We start from the raw sequence: 16,087 nt of genomic DNA, 5'->3' as shown, positions 1-16,087 counted from the left end.
GCCGCGACATGCGCATCGACGTCGTCACGATCTTCCCGTCGTTCTTCGACGTGCTCGACCTGTCGCTGCTGGGCAAGGCGCGCCAGTCCGGCCTCATCGACGTGCGCACGCACGACCTGCGCGACTTCACGCACGATCGACACCGCACCGTCGACGACACCCCGTACGGCGGCGGCGCGGGCATGGTCATGAAGCCCGAGCCGTGGGGCGAGGCGCTCGACGCCATCGTCGGCACGGGTCCCTCGGACGCGCTGCTGGTCGTGCCGTCGCCCGCGGGCGAGCCCTTCACGCAGGCCGCGGCGCGCGAGCTCGCCGCCGAGGAGCACCTCGTGTTCGCCTGCGGGCGGTACGAGGGCATCGACCAGCGGGTCGTCGACCACTACGCCACGCGACTCCGCGTGCGGCTGATCAGCCTCGGCGACTACGTGCTCAACGGCGGCGAGGTCGCGGTCATGGCGATGATCGAGGCCGCCGGCCGCCTCGTGCCCGGTGTGGTCGGCAACCCCGAGAGCCTCGTCGAGGAGTCGCACGAGGACGGCCTGCTGGAGTATCCGAGCTACACCAAGCCCGCAGAGTGGCGCGGTCTCCCAGTGCCGCCGGTGCTGCTCTCGGGTCACCACGGCCGGGTCGCCGAGTGGCGCAGGCAGCAGCAGGTCGAACGCACCCGCCGGGTTCGGCCGGAACTGCTCGCGAGCCCGGGGGCACCGAGCCCCGGCGACGAAGCGGAGCCGCCCGCCGGCCTCGCGTGAGGCACTCTTCACGGATCGGAAACACTCGGGCCGATTCCGTGAAACATGCCGTGCCTACCGTCGGATCGGCGGGTGGGAACGGATTCCGCCGGAGAGGCGGGGCGGCGGATGAGGCGGACGACTGACCCGGAACCCGCCTCGGGCCCCGGCCGGGCACCGCTTCGGCTGGTCGCGGTGACCCACGGAGCCGCATCCGCCGCGAACCGCCGGGCGATCATGCGCCTGGTCGACGGGGTGGCCTCCGCCCGACCTGAGCTCGACGTGTCGATCGTCTTCCTCGATGCCCGCGCCGACGATCTCGACCGGGTCCTCCGGACCGCATCGGAACCGGATGCCGTGATCGTGCCGCTCGTGCTCTCGGCCGGCTTCCACGTCCGGACGGGGCTCGCACTCGGACTGGACCGGCTTCCGGGATCGGCCCGACTGGCGTCGGAGCTCGGCCCCGACGAACGCATCGTGGACGTGCTGGCGGACCGGTTGCGCGCGGCCGGACTCGGCGACGGCGACGCCGTGCTGCTGGCCGCTGCGGGTTCGAACGACCCGCGTGCGGTCCGCGAGTGCTTCGAGGTCGCCCGCCGGCTCGGCCAGCGCCTCGGCCGGTCCGCGACCGTCGGCTTCATCGCGGCCGGCATCCCCCGGTTGCCCGACGCGATCGAGATGATCCGCGAGGTGCACCCGGCCGCGAGGGTCGTTCTCGCTCCCTACCTGCTCGCGCCCGGCGCGTTCCACGACCAGGCGATCGCGGCCGGGGCGGACGTGATCGCCGAACCGCTGCTCGGCCCGGACGAGCCCGCGGCGGCGCCGCTGGTCGAACTCGTGATCGACCGGTACTCCGCCGCGTCGGCGGAACGCCGCGGGCGCGTCTGACGTCGGCCCGACGCGAACCCCGCGGCCGTGGCGACGGGCGCGGGGCGGTCGCGACTCAGGCGGGCATGCCCGCTGCTCCGTCGCGGTCCGGAACCTGCGCGTCGGCCGCCGAACGTGCCAGGACCTCGGCGATCCGCCCGCGGCATCCGCCGCACCCCGTCCCCGCACGGGTGTCGCGACCGACGCACTCGAGGGTCGCGCTGCCGCACGCGGCCGACTCCAGGATGCGTCCGACGGTGACGCCGTTGCACCAGCACACCGTCGCGTCCGGCGCGAACGCGTCGGCGCGCGTCGACGGGTCGTCGTCGGGGCCGTCGAAGCGCAGCAGGAGCGAACGGTCGGCGGGCAGTTCGGCGGCCCGCTCGAAGAGCAGGGTGAGTTCGGCCGCCGTGCGCGGCATCCCGACGCTCGCGAACCCGGTCAGGATGCCGTTCTCGGTGACCATCTTCACGTATCGCAGGTGCTCGGGGTCGGCCCACTGCGCGACCCGTCGGCGCGGTGCGACCGCGTCGTCGTCCCACGGGTCGGCGGTCACGTCCCCGACGGCGACGACGTCGACGTGCTCGGCCTTGAGCATCACGATCGCGTCGCGCTCGGGCGCGAGCGGTTCCGGGGCGTGGACGTCGGGCGCGAGCCCGGGTGCGAGCGCCGGCGCGGCGCCGGCCGCCGCGGTGCCGAACGCAGCCGCCTCGGCGAAGCGGCCGGCGAGGTGCTCCGCCTGGCGCCAGCCGGGTCCGATCAGGCCCGAGGGAGCGCCGGGCAGGATGCGCCGGCCGACGGTCTGCTCGGTGCGCTCGACGACGTGGGCGCAGTCGCCGATGGCGAACACGTCCGGGTCGCTCCAGCTCGCGAGGTCCCGTCCGACGACGATGCCCACGGCGGTGCGGAGCCCGGCGAGCGTGGCGAGCTCGGTCCGGGGGCTCACGCCGCACGAGAGCACGAGCAGGTCGCCGCGGACCTGCTTGCCGTCGGCGGTGACGAGCATGTCGAAGCGCCGGGTGCCGTCGCGGTCGGTGCGGAATCCGATCGCCTCGGCACGACTGTTCGCGATGACGGTGATGCCGGTTCGTCGGAGCGCCGAGCGCAGCACGTGCCCGGCTCCGCGATCGAGGTTGCGCGGCATCGGGTGCGGTCCGTGGTGCACGACGCACACCTGTGCGCCCGCGTGGGCGGCGGCGAGCGCGAGTTCGAGGCCGAGCACGCCCGCCCCGAGCACGACGATCCGGCGACGGCCGCGCACGGCCTCGAGCACGCGTTCGGCGTCGTCGAGGTCGCGGAGCGCGGTGACGCCCGCGGGCAGGTCGTCGTCGCGTGCGACGAGCGTCGACGGGTGACGCTCGAGGTCGGCGAGGTCGCGGCGGTGGCGCTCGACGCCGTCGAGCGTCGGCACATTGGCGCGCGAACCGGTGGCGAGCACGAGCCGGTCGTAGGGGAGCGACTCGCCCGTCGAGAGGTGCACGAGGTGCGCGTCGCGGTCGATCCGCGTCGCGCGCACGCCGAGCAGCACGGCGGCGCCGGCCTCCTCCGCCGCGTCCCGGTCGCCGACGAGCATCGTCTCGAGGTCGGCGTTGCCGACGGCGTACTCGGCGACGAGGACCCGGTTGTAGGCCTCGACCGGCTCGCCGGCGACGACGGTGAGCGCGATCGCGCCCGCCCGCACGGCGGGCAGCAGCCCCTCGACGAAGCGCGCACCGACCGGTCCGTAGCCGACGAGGACGACCCGGATCGGGCTCATGACGCGGCTCCCGCTTCGACGAGGCGCGTCACGCGCACGAGGTTGGCCTTGAACTCGGGCATCGACGAGATCGGGTCGACCGCGTCGGAGGTGAGCAGGTTCGCGGCCTGCTCCTCGCCGTAGTGGAAGGGCAGGAACACCGTGTCGGTGCGGATGTCGGTGGTCAGCCGAGCGCGGCAGCGCACCGTGCCGCGCTCGTTGCCGACCTCGACGGGCTCGTCGTCGGCGATGCCGAGCCTCGCGGCCGTCGCCGGGTGCAGTGCGGCGCGCGCCTCGGGCTGCGCGTCGAGGAGTTCGGCCACCCTGCGGGTCTGCGCCCCGCTCTGGTAGTGCTCGAGCAGTCGGCCGGTCACGAGCGTCAGCTCGTCGGGCGACGGCGCCGGCCGGGCGCCCGTGCGCGGCGCGACGGCGACGAGCCGCGCGAGCCCGTCGTCGTGGTGGAACCGCTCGGCGAACAGGCGCGGGGTTCCGTCGCCGCCGCGCGGGTAGGGCCAGAACGCCTCGGCGCCCGAGTCGAGCAGCGCGTAGTCGATGCCCGAGTAGTCCGCGATGCCGCCCTCGGAGGCCAGCCGGAGTTCCTCGAACACCGCCTCGGGGTCGGTGTCGAACCTCGCGGTCGAGCCGAGCCGCCGGGCGAGCTCGTGGAGGATCCAGAGCTCGTCGCGCGCGCCGGCCGGCGGCGCGAGCGCGCGGCGACGACGGATGACGCGTCCCTCGAGGTTCGTCATCGTGCCCTCCTCCTCGGCCCACTGCAGCACCGGCAGGACGACGTCGGCGAGGGCCGCAGTCTCGGACAGCACGAAGTCGCACACGACGAGCAGGTCGAGGCGCTCGATGCCGCGTCGCACGTCGGCGACGTTCGGCGAGGACACGACGAGGTTCGAGCCGTGCACCAGGAGGGCCCGGACTCCGCCCGGTCGACCGAGCGAGCCCAGCAGCTCGATCGCGGGCACCCCGGGCCCCGGGATCGCGGAGGCGTCGACCCCCCACACGCGCGCGACGTGGGCACGCGCCACTGGGTCGGTGATCTTGCGGTATCCGGGCAGTTGGTCGCACTTCTGGCCGTGCTCGCGGCCGCCCTGGCCGTTGCCCTGGCCGGTCAGGGTGCCGTAGCCGCTGCCCGGGCGGCCGGGCAGCCCGAGCAGCAGTGCGAGGTTGATCGCGGCGGTCGCGGTGTCGGTGCCGTCGACGTGCTGCTCGACGCCGCGACCGGTGAGGATGTAGGCGCGATCGCTCGCCGCGAGACGGCGCGCGATCGCCCGGACCGTCGCAGCGGGAACGCCCGTCGCCGATTGCACGCGCTCGGGCCACCACTGGGCGACTCCGCGTCGCAGCCGGGCGAGCCCCGTCGTTCGCGCCGAAACGTACGCCTCGTCGACGAGCCGCTCCGCGATCACGACGTGCGCGACGCCCAGCAGCAGCACGAGGTCGGTCCCGGGCGCCGGCTGCACGTGCAGGCCCCGCCCGTCATCGGTGAGCCGTGCGGTCGCGGTGCGCCGCGGGTCGACGACGACGAGCCCGCCCGCCTCCTGCGCCCCGGCCAGGTGCCCGATGAACGGCGGCATGGTCTCGGCGACGTTGGTTCCGAGCAGGAGGATCGTGTCGGCGTCGTCGAGGTCGGTGAGCGGGAACGGCAGGCCGCGATCGATGCCGAACGCGCGGTTGCCCGCGGCGGCGGCCGACGACATGCAGTACCGGCCGTTGTAGTCGATGCGGCTCGTACCGAGCGCGAGCCGCGCGAACTTGCCGAGCAGGTAGGCCTTCTCGTTCGTCAGTCCGCCGCCGCCGAAGACGCCGACGGCGTCGGCGCCGTGCTCCGAGCGGATGCCGCGGAGCCGGTCGGCCACGAGGCCCAGGGCCGCGTCCCACGTGGTCTCGTTCAGGGCGCCGTCGGCGCCCCGCACGAGCGGCGCGGTCAGGCGGGAGGGCGAGGCGAGCAGTTCCGCGGAGGTCCAGCCCTTCTTGCAGAGCCCGCCGCGATTGGTCGGGAAGTCGCGCCCGGCGACGGCGACCGGCGGGGACGTGGCATCCGTCGTGCTCGCAGGAGCCGAGGCATCCGTCGCCGTCAGCGTCATCGCGCACTGGAGGGCGCAGTAGGGGCAGTGGGTGTCTGCTGCCATGTCGTCCTCCCGGGGGGGGGGGGGGGGGGGGGGGGGGGGGGGGGGTGCCTGTCGATGGGAGCGGGCCGGGCGGTGAGGTCGCCCGGCCCGCCGATCAGATCCGGTGCCCGGAGCGCTTCGCGAGCGTCAGGTAGACGCCCCCGGTGATGGCGAGCATCACCGCGTACGCCCACACGAACCAGCTGAGTCCGGTCGTGTAGTCGCCGAACGTCGTCTTCGAGAAGCCGAGCAGCTGCGGGATCACGAAGCCGCCGTACGCGCCGACCGCTGAGATGATGCCGAGCGCCGCCGCGGCCTTCCGCTGCGAGCTCACGTCGCCGGCCGACTCGTGCGCGTTGTGCGCGCCCGCGCGGAGCGCGAACACCGTCGGGATCATTCGGTAGGTCGAGCCGTTGCCGACGCCCGACGCGGTGAAGAGCACCAGGAAGAGACCCAGGAAGAGCCAGAAGTTCCCGAGCGGGAGCGTCCAGACCACGGCCAGCGCGCCGGCCGCCATGACCGCGAACGCGGCCATGGTGATCTGCGTGCCGCCGAACCGGTCGGCGAGGCGGCCGCCGTAGGGTCGGGCGAGCGAGCCGACGAGCGCACCCAGGAAGGCCAGCTGCAGGCTCGCCGAGCCGACCTGGAACGTGGAGAAGTCGGGGAACTGGTCGGCGATGAGCTTCGGGAAGACACCCGCGAACCCGATGAACGAGCCGAACGTGCCGATGTAGAGCACGGCGAGGATCCAGAGGTGCGGCTCCTTCAGCGCGGCGAGGGACGCCGCGACATCCGCCTTCGCGTTCGAGAGGTTGTCCATGCGGAGCGCGGCGCCGGCCATCGCGACGAGGATGAACGGCACCCAGATCCAGCCGGCGAGCGGCAGGTTCAGCGTCACGGCCGCCCCGATCGTGATCGCGATCGGCACCACGAACTGCGCGACCGACGCGCCCAGGTTGCCGCCCGCGGCGTTCAGGCCGAGCGCCCAGCCCTTCTCGCGCTGGGGGAAGAAGTAGGTGATGTTCGACATCGAGCTGGCGAAGTTGCCGCCCCCGAAGCCGGCGAGGGCCGCGATCGCGAGCATGACGCCGAACGGCGTCTCCGGGTTGCCGACCGCGACCGCGAGGCCGGTCGCCGGGATGAGCAGGAGCGCCGCCGACACGATCGTCCAGTTGCGCCCGCCGAAGCGGGGGACCATGAAGGTGTACGGGATCCGCAGCGTCGCGCCGACGAGCGCGGGGATCGAGATGAGCCAGAAGATCTGGCCCGTCTCGAAGGCGAAGCCCGCGGCGGGCAGCGAGACGACCACGATCGACCACAGCTGCCAGACGACGAATCCGAGGAACTCGGCGAAGATCGACCAGCGCAGGTTGCGCGCGGCGATCCGGCGGCCCTCGCGCTCCCACTGGACGGGGTTCTCCGGGTCCCAGCCGTCGATCCAGCGGCCGGGTCGGACGGTCAGGGGGCCCGTCGAGACGGGCGGCGCGGCGGGCGCGGCGACGGCGGCGGGGGCCGCGGGCGGCGAAGCGGAGAGGGTCTCGGTCATCGGTGCCTCCGGTCGGAGTCGGTCACGGGTCGAGCTGGTGAGGCGACGCTATCCGCGGCGTGTTTCCCGTGATGGCGTGAGGGGTGAACACCCTGTTCCCGCCTGCTCACCGCACGACGGGGCCGATGTGAGGTCGGCGTCACACATCGATCCGGTACCCGCGCTTGACGACGGTCGAGATGAGGCCCGGCACCCCGAGGCTCTGCCGCAGGCGGCTGAGCGCGACCTCGAGCGCCCGCTCGTCCGAGTCGCCCGGCATCCCGGCGACGAGTCGCCCGCGGGGCACGACCGCGCCGCGCGCGTGCGCGAGCGGCCGCAGCAGGGAGAGCGCGACGGGCGCGAGGGGGATCCGTCGCCCGTCGAGCTCGACGACCGAGCCGCGCAGCGACAACGGACCGTGGGCGGTGTCGAGCCGGACCACCCGCTCGGACTCCAGGTGCTCGCAGACCAGGCGCACCATCGCACCCATGCGGAACCGTTCGGGCTGGACGGGCGGGATCCCGGCCGCGACCAGTGGCGCGGAGGTGACCGGGCCGACGGTCGCGGCGACCACGGGCCCGCGCATCGCGTCGACCAGGTCGTCGTGGCATCCGCGCGCCTCGGCCGCCATGAGCAGCGCGTGCACGGCCGGTGCGCTCGTGAACGTGATGCAGTCGAGGCCGCCCGTGCAGGCGGCCTCGATCAGGCGGTCCACGCGCTCGTCCGTGAGGTCGGGATCGATCCAGCGGTACGGCTCCACGGTGAGCACGCGAGCGTGCGCGTCCCGCAGGCGGTCGAGGGCTTCGGACGGCAGGTAGCCGTGCAGCTGCACCGCCACCGTGAGGCCGGGCGGATGCGTCGCGAGCACCTCGTCGATGAGCGACTCGGTGGTCTCCTCGGCGCTCATGCCGACGTCGTCGAGGCCGGCAGCGCGGATGCCGCCGCGCGCCTTCGGCCCGCGGACGAGGATCGCCGTGCGCGCGAGCGCACCCATGAGGTCGTCGCCGAGGCCCGCGGCGTCCGCGACCTCGAACCACCGGCGCACGCCGTAGGCCGTCGTCGCGAGGAGCACGTCGGGCCGGGCCTCGATGATCGCACGGGTGTCCGCGATGACCGGCTCGTCGGAGGTCGCGTTCGCCATGCGGATCGTCGGGGCGTGCACGACCTGCGCTCCGCGCCGTGCGAACGCGTCGATGAGGTCGGACGAGCGCCGGTCGCTCGTCACGCCGATCCGGAAGCCCTCGAGCTGATCGGGGCGGAAGCCGATCGCCGAGTCGGCCCGGTCGGTCACGCGCCGGCCTCGGCCAGGACGGCGGCCTCGGCCAGGGCGGCGGCGCGGGCCATCGTCCCGGCGGCCGATCGATCGCCGTCGTGCGCGAGGCGGACGACCTCGCCGACCACGACGACCGCGGGGGAGGCGACGCCGACGACGCCCGCTGCCGTCACGATGCCGCCGAGGTCGGCGATCGTCGTGCGCTGGTCGGGTCGGTGCCCGCGCTCGATGATCGCGACGGGCGTCGACGGCACCAGGCCGTGGCGTGCGAGCCCCGACGCGAGCATGGGCAGGGTGCCCACTCCCATGAGCACGACGAGCGTCCCGCCGAGCTGCGCGAGGTGGCGCAGCTCGTCCTCGGTGAGGGGCGCGTGCCCCGAGACGACGGTGAACAGGTGGCTCACGCCGCGGTGGGTCAGCGGGATGCCGGCGGCCGCCGGCACCGCGATGGCGCTCGTGATGCCCGGGACCACCGCGACCGGCACCCCGGCGCGACGGCAGGCGAGGACCTCCTCGCCGCCGCGGCCGAGGACGTACGGATCGCCGCCCTTCAGCCGGACCGCGTGGCGTCCGGCCCGCGCGTGCTCCACGAGGAGGGCCTCGATCCCCGACTGGGGGAGCGCGTGGTGGCCGGGCCGCTTGCCGACGTCCACGAGGTCCGCTCCCGGTGCGAGGTCGGCGAGGGCCTCGTGCGGCGCGAGCCGGTCGTACAGCACGACGTCGGCGGTGGCGAGCGCGCGCACGGCGGCGATGGTGAGCAGGTCCGCGTCGCCCGGACCGCCGCCGACGAGGGTCACGCGGCCGCTCATGCGCCCGCTCCCCGCACCGGCAGCGTGGGCCCGGCGACGAGCACGGCCTCCCCGCGCGCGATCTCGTCCGGTCGTGCGGGTCGCAGCTGTCCGCGCTCCTCGACGCGCGCGTGCGCGGTCGCGATCGCGGCATCCGGATGGTCGGCCTCGGGCGCGTTCACGAACGGGCGGAACCGGCGCAGCCGCTCGGGGTCGGCGAGCGTCGCCGCCCACTCGTCCTCGTACGTGTCGACGTGCTTCGCCATCGCCGCTTCGAGCTCGTCGGCGAGGCCGAGCGAGTCGTGCACCACGACGTCGCGCACGTGGTCGACGCCGCCGTCGAGGTCCTCGATCCATCGGGCGGTGCGCTGCAGCCGATCGGCGGTGCGGATGTAGTACATCATGTAGCGGTCGATGTAGCGGATCAGCGTCTCGTCGTCGAGGTCGCTCGCGAGCAGCTGCGCGTGCGCGGGCTGGAAGCCGCCGTTGCCGCCGACGTAGAGGTTCCAGCCCTGGTCCGTCGCGATCACGCCGACGTCCTTTCCGCGCGCCTCGGCGCACTCGCGCGCGCAGCCCGAGACGCCGAACTTCAGCTTGTGCGGCGAGCGGAGCCCGCGGTAACGGAGCTCGAGGCGGATCGCCATCGCGACCGAGTCCTGCACGCCGTACCGGCACCAGGTCGAGCCGACGCAGCTCTTCACGTTCCGGAGGGCCTTGCCGTACGCCTGGCCCGACTCGAAGCCGGCGTCGATGAGCCGCTTCCAGATCTCCGGGAGCTGGTCGAGGCGCGCACCGAAGAGGTCGATGCGCTGGCCTCCCGTGATCTTCGTGTACAGGCCGAAGTCGGTCGCGACCTGCGCGATGACCGCGAGCTTGCGCGGCGTGATCTCACCGGCCGGGATGCGCGGGACGACGGAGTACGTGCCGTCCTTCTGCATGTTCGCCATGGCGCGGTCGTTGGTGTCCTGGAGGCCGCCGCGGCCGCCGTCGAGGATGTACGAGCCGTGCTGCGCGGCGAGCACCGACGCGACCACGGGCTTGCAGACGTCGCAGCCGCGGCCGGTGCCGAGCCGGCCGATGATCTCCTCGAACGAGGTCAGCTCCAGCACGCGCACGGACTCGAAGATCTCCTGCCGCGAGATCGGGAAGTGCTCGCACAGCGCGCGCGAGACCGTCTTGCCCGACTTCTCCAGCTCGGCCTCGAGGAGCTTCTTCACGAGCGGCACGCACGACCCGCACTGGGTCCCGGCCCGCGTGCAGGCCTTCAGGGGGCCGAGCTCGGCGCAGCCGACCTCGTGCCCGCCGTGCGGTCCGTTCACCGCATCGCGGATCGTCCCGGCCGCGACGTTGTTGCACGCGCACACCAGGGCGGATGCCGGAAGCTCGTCGCCCGTGGGCGCCTCCATGCCCGACGCCGAGAGGTACGCGGCCGGCTCGCCGGACAGCTCGGTGCCGAGGAGCGGCCGCAGCGACGCGTACGGCGAGGCGTCGCCGACGAAGACGCCGCCGAGCAGGGTCTTGGCGTCGTCCGTCATCACGAGCTTCTGGTACAGGCCGCGCGCCGGGTCGGCGTAGACGATCTCGAGCGCCCGGTCGGTCCGGGCGAGCGCGTCGCCGAAGCTCGCGACGTCGACGCCGGAGAGCTTCAGCTTGGTCGCGTCGTCGACGGTCGTGAACTCGGCCGCACCGCCGAGCAGGCGGTCGGCGACGACCTCGGCCATCGCGTTCGCGGGAGCGACGAGACCGGTGCAGCGCCCCTCGAAGCTCGCGACCTCGCCGATCGCCCAGACGTTCGGGGCGGATGCCGCGCAGCGGGTGTCGATCGCGATCCCGCCGCGCGGCCCCAGCTCGAGCCCCATCGCCCGAGCCAGCTCGTCGCGCGGGGTGATCCCGATCGCGAACACGACGAGATCCGCGTCGACGCGGCGGCCGTCGGTGAGCTCCACCCCCACGACGCCGCCGCTGCCGGTGAGCACCTGGACGGGGCGGACCCCGAGGTGCAGTTCGATGCCCTGGCCGGCGATGATGCGTCCGAGCGCACGCCCGGCACCCTCGTCGAGCTGGGCGGACATGAGCCAGTTCCCGGAGTGCACGATCGCGGCCTCCGCGCCGAGCTTCGCCAGTCCGCCGGCCGCCTCGAGGCCCAGCAGGCCGCCGCCCGCGATCAGTGCGCGCGGGGCGCGGCCGAGCGTCGCCGCGAGCTGGGCCGTCTCGGCGACGAGTGCGTCGACGTCGTCGATCGTGCGGTAGACCCGGACGGCCTCTGCGCCGGGGATCTGCGGGACCGGCGCGCTCGAGCCGGTGGCGAGGACGACGTCGTCGAACCGCAGTTCCCGGCCGACGTCGGTCCGCGCGATCCGGTCGACCGCGTCGATCGCGACGACCCGCTCGCCCGAGACGAGGTGCGCGGCGCCCTCGGTCCACGGCGCCGCCGGCAGCGACAACCCTGCCGCGGGGTCGGCCAGGCGCGTGCTCAGTGCGACCCGGTCGTAGGGCGCGTGCCGCTCCTCGCCGACGATCGTGACGCGCAGCGTGCGGCCGCCGTCGCGGGCATGCAGGCTGTCGACGAGTCGGTGGGCGGCCGGGCCGCCGCCGACGACCAGGATGTCGCGCGGGCCGCGCGAGTCGCCGGTCCTGTCCGCGGTCTCGTGCATGGCTCCTCCATCGCTCGTCCGGTCGGACCCGGCGGCGCGGCGCCCCGGGTGACGGCGAGCGTACGGCGGAGTGGTTTCCGCCCTGTTTCCGGGCTGTGACGCGGGGCGTCGTGCACCTCGCATCGGCTGCATGCCGGTGTGAGCCGGCTTTCACCCGGGCGAAACACCGCGGACGAGGCGTGCGAAACATGCCGCTCGTAGCGTCGAGCACGACGCGGAGGAGGACTGGATGACGTCGACGATCGAACTGACGACCCGTTGGATGCGCGCCTGCGGGCTGGCCGAGCTCGAATCCGGCTGGGGCGAGGTGGCCCTCCTGGGCGCTCGCCCGGTGGCCCTGGTCCGGGTCGGCGCCGACGAGGTCTACGCGGTCGACCACCACGACCCGCACACGGGGGCGCCGGTGATGGCGCGGGGGATCGTGGGCTCCCGCGGCGATCGCCCGACGATCGCCTCGCCGCTGCACAAGGAGGTCTACGACCTCGGCACGGGCGAGTGCTTCAGCGACCCGTCGCTCGGGTTGCGAACGTTCCGCACGCGCGTCGTCGGCGGGATGATCGAGGTGGAACTCGAGGCGTGAGCGACTCAGCCTCGCGCGGTGAGCACGATCGGGTCGCCGTCGGTGATGGCGATCGTGTGCTCTGAGTGCGCTCCCCGCGACCCGTCGACGCTGCGAAGGGTCCACCCGTCGGGGTCGGTGAAGATGCGGTCCGTCGTGTGCAGGAACCACGGCTCGATCGCGATCACGAGGCCCGGCTTGAGCGGGAGCCCGCGGCCCGGCCGGCCGTTGTTGGGCACGTGCGGTTCGCCGTGCATCGTCCGTCCGACGCCGTGGCCGCCGAAGTCGGTGTTGATCGAGAGCCCCTCGGCCTTCGCGACGTCGGCGATCGCGCGCGAGATGTCGCCGATGCGGTTGCCCGGTCGGGCCGCGGAGATCCCGGCGTCGAGTGCGCGACGGGTCGTGTCGATGAGCCGGAGGTCCTCCTCGCGCGGGGTGCCCACGACGACCGAGATCGCCGAGTCCGCCACCCAGCCGTCGACCGACGCCGCGAAGTCGACCGTGAGCAGGTCGCCGTCCTTCAGCGTGTAGTCGCGCGGCAGGCCGTGCAGGACCGCGTCGTTGACCGAGGTGCAGATGACCTTGCCGAACGGGCTCGCGCCGAACGACGGGTGGTAGTCGATGTAGCAGCTCTCGGCGCCGGCCTTGCGGATCATCTCGTGCGCGAGCGCATCGAGTTCCAGCAGGTTCACGCCGACGGCCGCGGCCTTCGACGTCGCCTCGATCACGCCGGCCACGAAGCGGCCGGCCGGTCGCATCTCTTCGATCTCCGCGGGGGTCCTCAGTTCGATCACGTGTCCCATTCTGTCGGCTCCGCCCTGAGTGAACACCCGGCCGACGCGCAGTCGGCGCGAAGTACGCTTGCCGCATGCTTCTCCGACGGGGGTTCTACCGGTGGCAGTTCGCCGCGGCGTTCGTGCTGCCGCTCTGGTTGCTGCTCGGCTACGCGATCTTCGGCGACAGCGGCTGGGGCGTCCTCGGGCTGATGTTCGCCGCGCCGATCGCGTTCGTCGCGCTCGGCGTGATCGCGCTGTTGATCGCAGCCCGGCCGGGCGTGCGCCAGGCCAAGGCCGTCGAATGGGCGGATGTCGCGGTGATCGGCGCGTGGCACCTGCTCATCGTCGGCGCGGGGTTCTACGGCCCCTCGGGCATCACGTTCGCGATCCTCGCGATGGTCGGCGCGATCGCCGCCTTCTGGTACGCGGTGTGGCGGCTCGTCCGCGACGGCGCCAAGCGCATGCGCGCCACCATGGACGAGTACGAGCGCCTCGCGGCCCAGGGCCGGCCCGCCGCGGCACCGGGTGGTCCGTCGCCGCGGGCGACCGCGGCAGATGACGCCGGCGAGGTCATCGTCATCCACGAGGAGCGGCGCTGGGAGCAGCGCGGCTGAACCCGCCACGGTCGTGGCGCGGGCACCGCGGCATCCGCTTTTTGACGCACGCCGCCGATCTGGCAGAATAGACCTTCGTGCCGTCGCACGGCTCTGCCTCCGGGGAGCCCGCACGTCGCGAGTCATCGCGCGAACGGCACCGATTCCTCACTTCATCACTGATCCGCGTTCGACCGGTTGCGGGCGCAGAGAGCGAACCATCATGCACATCCTCGACCACGTCGACGCCGCGAGCCTGCGTTCGGACATCCCGGACTTCCGTCCCGGCGACACCGTCAAGGTGCACGTGAACATCATCGAGGGCACGCGTTCGCGTGTCCAGATCTTCCAGGGCGTCGTCATCGGCCGTTCGGGCGAGGGCGTCCGCGAGACCTTCACGGTCCGCAAGATCAGCTTCCAGGTCGGCGTCGAGCGCAAGTTCCCGGTGCACTCGCCGGTCATCGACCGCATCGAGGTCGTCACCCGCGGCGACGTCCGCCGCGCGAAGCTCTACTACCTGCGCGAACTGCGCGGCAAGAAGGCGAAGATCAAGGAGAAGCGCGACAACTGATCGGCCCCGCGCCGCTCCGCACGCGTCATCCGCTCGAGCTCCCCACCCCTAGACTGGGGCGGGGAGCTCGAGCCATTTCAATGACAGAAGACACACGTACCGAGCGCGAGGATCGCGCCGAATCCGGAGCAGCGTCGCGCCGCAAGAGCGCGCTGCTGTTCCTGCGCGACCTGGTGGTGATCTTCCTGGTCGCCGTGCTCGTCTCGTTCCTCATCAAGACGTTCCTGATCCGGTCGTTCTTCATCCCGTCCGCCTCGATGGAGCAGACGCTGATGCGCGACGACCGCATCATCGTCAACCAGCTGGTGCCCGAGGTCGCATCGATCGAGCACGGCGACGTCGTCGTGTTCCGCGACCCGGGCGGGTGGCTGCCCGCGCGCGCCGACGAGGCCAAGCCGCCGCTCATCGCGGTCATCGACGGGTTCCTGACCTTCGTCGGGCTGTCCGCGTCCGACTCCAACGACCACCTCGTCAAGCGGGTGGTCGGCCTGCCCGGCGATCACGTCGAGTGCTGCAACGCCCTCGGCCAGATGAGCGTCAACGGCATCCCGCTCGACGAGCCCTACGTCGTGCTGCCGCCCGGCGACACCAAGGTCTCCCGCGACGATTTCGAGGTCACCGTGCCGGAGGACTCGCTGTGGGTCATGGGCGACAACCGGTACAACTCGAAGGACTCCCGCTACAACACCGGAACGCCGCTCGAGGGCTTCGTGCCGATCGAGAACGTCGTCGGCCGCGCGGTCGTCGTGAGCTGGCCGATCTCGAACTGGGCGTGGCTCGACAACTACCCGCAGGTGTTCGCCGGCGTCGACGAGGGGACCGGCTGAGGTGAGCCCGGCCGGCGTGCCGACGCTCAAGCTCGAACGAGACCTGCTCGCGGGGGGCGCACCGGTCGTGCTCGCGTGCGACGAGGTCGGACGAGGGGCGCTCGCCGGACCGGTCGCGGTCGGCATGGTCGTCATCGATGCGAGCGTGAAGCGGATGCCGGCGGGCCTGCGCGACTCCAAGCTGCTGCCCGAACCCAAGCGCGAACTGCTCGCGCCGCGCGCGTCGGCCTGGGTGCTCGCCTCAGCGGTCGGCGAGGCCACCGCCGAGGAGATCGACCGCCACGGCATCATGGCCTGCCTCGGCATGGCCGGTGCCCGGGCCTTCGCCGCGCTCGGGATCGATTCCGGCCTCGTGTCCGGCGCCCCGCTCCTGCTCGACGGCAACCACGATTGGCTGAGCGCACGCATCGAGCATCGCGCCCGGGTGATCACCCGGATCAAGGCCGACCGCGACTGCGCGTCGGTCTCCGCGGCATCCGTCATCGCCAAGGTCCACCGCGACCGGGCCATGCGCCGCGCGCATGAGGCGACCCCCCTCTACCACTGGGACGAGAACAAGGGCTACTCCAGCCGCGCCCACTTCGCCGCGCTCGCCGAGCACGGCCCGAGCGACCTGCATCGGCGCACCTGGCTGCACGACCGCGCCCCCGAACCGGCGCCGTCGCTGTTCGACCTCGAAGTAGGATGAACCACGATGGATGAAGACGAGTTCGACGACTATGACCGCGAAGTGGAACTCGCGCTCTACCGCGAGTACCGCGACATCGTGTCGCAGTTCAAGTACGTGGTCGAGACCGAGCGCCGGTTCTACCTCGCGAACGAGGTGGAACTCGTGCGTCGCGACACCGAGCACGACTTCTACTTCGAGCTCTCGATGAAGGACGTCTGGGTCTGGGACGTCTACCGCGCCGACCGCTTCGTGAAGTCGGTCCGGGTGCTGACCTTCAAGGACGTGAACGTCGAGGAGCTCGCCACGCGCGAGTTCGAACTGCCCAAGGACCTCGCACTCGAGGAGTAGCACCCGCCTCGGCCCGTGCGCCCGGGCCGCCCGCGAGCCGGCCCACCCGTCCT

Annotated in this window: 15 protein-coding genes; 8 read left to right on the top strand and 7 right to left on the bottom strand. The window is 73.0% G+C overall.

What is annotated here, in order from left to right:
- Positions 1-8 precede the first annotated feature (8 nt).
- Positions 9-749, top strand: coding sequence for a tRNA (guanosine(37)-N1)-methyltransferase TrmD (gene trmD / locus DSM26151_RS08910; protein ID WP_234659215.1), 741 nt, complete (start codon positions 9-11; stop codon positions 747-749).
- A gap of 174 nt (positions 750-923) precedes the next feature.
- Positions 924-1,616, top strand: coding sequence for a sirohydrochlorin chelatase (locus DSM26151_RS08905; RefSeq protein WP_234659214.1), 693 nt, complete (start codon positions 924-926; stop codon positions 1,614-1,616).
- Positions 1,617-1,671: 55 nt separating this feature from the next.
- On the opposite strand, the gene DSM26151_RS08900 is transcribed toward DSM26151_RS08905, so the two are convergent.
- From DSM26151_RS08900 to nirB, 6 genes are all read right to left on the bottom strand, one after another.
- Positions 1,672-3,351 (bottom strand): NAD(P)/FAD-dependent oxidoreductase, encoded by a 1,680-nt coding sequence (locus tag DSM26151_RS08900; RefSeq protein WP_234659213.1) that lies wholly within the window; start codon positions 3,349-3,351, stop codon positions 1,672-1,674.
- Entirely contained in the window at positions 3,348-5,471 is a 2,124-nt protein-coding gene (locus DSM26151_RS08895) for a molybdopterin oxidoreductase family protein (RefSeq protein WP_234659212.1), read from the bottom strand. Before DSM26151_RS08895 ends, DSM26151_RS08900 begins: the two co-directional genes overlap by 4 nt.
- A 94-nt stretch (positions 5,472-5,565) precedes the next feature.
- Positions 5,566-6,996: an MFS transporter gene (locus tag DSM26151_RS08890; RefSeq protein WP_234659211.1), complete on the bottom strand. Its 1,431-nt coding sequence runs from the start codon at positions 6,994-6,996 to the stop codon at positions 5,566-5,568.
- Positions 6,997-7,135: 139 nt separating this feature from the next.
- Positions 7,136-8,266: a uroporphyrinogen-III synthase gene (locus DSM26151_RS08885; RefSeq protein WP_234659210.1), complete on the bottom strand. Its 1,131-nt coding sequence runs from the start codon at positions 8,264-8,266 to the stop codon at positions 7,136-7,138.
- Positions 8,263-9,057, bottom strand: coding sequence for a uroporphyrinogen-III C-methyltransferase (gene cobA, locus DSM26151_RS08880; protein WP_234659209.1), 795 nt, complete (start codon positions 9,055-9,057; stop codon positions 8,263-8,265). Before cobA ends, DSM26151_RS08885 begins: the two co-directional genes overlap by 4 nt.
- On the bottom strand, positions 9,054-11,690 hold the full coding sequence (gene nirB / locus DSM26151_RS08875; protein WP_234659208.1) for a nitrite reductase large subunit NirB: 2,637 nt from the start codon (positions 11,688-11,690) through the stop codon (positions 9,054-9,056). The genes cobA and nirB overlap by 4 nt, the downstream gene beginning before the upstream one ends.
- Before the next feature lie 229 nt (positions 11,691-11,919).
- Here nirB and nirD point away from each other — a divergent pair, with 229 nt between their 5' ends.
- Positions 11,920-12,270, top strand: coding sequence for a nitrite reductase small subunit NirD (nirD, locus tag DSM26151_RS08870; RefSeq protein WP_234659207.1), 351 nt, complete (start codon positions 11,920-11,922; stop codon positions 12,268-12,270).
- Positions 12,271-12,275: 5 nt separating this feature from the next.
- On the opposite strand, the gene map is transcribed toward nirD, so the two are convergent.
- Positions 12,276-13,043: a type I methionyl aminopeptidase gene (map, locus tag DSM26151_RS08865; RefSeq protein WP_234659206.1), complete on the bottom strand. Its 768-nt coding sequence runs from the start codon at positions 13,041-13,043 to the stop codon at positions 12,276-12,278.
- 74 nt (positions 13,044-13,117) lie between these two features.
- On the opposite strand from map, the gene DSM26151_RS08860 reads away from it, so the two are divergent.
- The 5 genes from DSM26151_RS08860 to DSM26151_RS08840 all read left to right on the top strand — a co-directional run bounded on the left by DSM26151_RS08860 (position 13,118) and on the right by DSM26151_RS08840 (position 16,034).
- Positions 13,118-13,639, top strand: a complete 522-nt coding sequence (locus DSM26151_RS08860) for a hypothetical protein (protein ID WP_234659205.1) — start codon at positions 13,118-13,120, stop codon at positions 13,637-13,639.
- A 202-nt stretch (positions 13,640-13,841) separates the two neighbouring features.
- A complete protein-coding gene (gene rplS / locus DSM26151_RS08855) occupies positions 13,842-14,189 on the top strand; it encodes a 50S ribosomal protein L19 (RefSeq protein ID WP_234659204.1) in 348 nt (115 codons plus the stop codon).
- Positions 14,190-14,269: 80 nt separating this feature from the next.
- Positions 14,270-15,016 carry a signal peptidase I gene (gene lepB / locus DSM26151_RS08850; protein ID WP_234659203.1) on the top strand — a complete coding sequence of 249 codons (747 nt, stop codon included), beginning with the start codon at positions 14,270-14,272 and terminating at the stop codon, positions 15,014-15,016.
- A 1-nt stretch (position 15,017) separates the two neighbouring features.
- On the top strand, positions 15,018-15,704 hold the full coding sequence (locus DSM26151_RS08845) for a ribonuclease HII (RefSeq protein ID WP_234659202.1): 687 nt from the start codon (positions 15,018-15,020) through the stop codon (positions 15,702-15,704).
- A 6-nt stretch (positions 15,705-15,710) separates the two neighbouring features.
- Positions 15,711-16,034: a DUF2469 family protein gene (locus tag DSM26151_RS08840; protein ID WP_155052215.1), complete on the top strand. Its 324-nt coding sequence runs from the start codon at positions 15,711-15,713 to the stop codon at positions 16,032-16,034.
- Positions 16,035-16,087 lie beyond the last annotated feature (53 nt).

The sequence above is a fragment of the Agromyces marinus genome (assembly GCF_021442325.1).
GTDB classification, from domain to species: Bacteria; Actinomycetota; Actinomycetes; order Actinomycetales; family Microbacteriaceae; genus Agromyces; species Agromyces marinus.
Note: the sequence above shows the minus strand (reverse complement) of the source record. Positions and strands in the feature narration are given on the sequence as shown.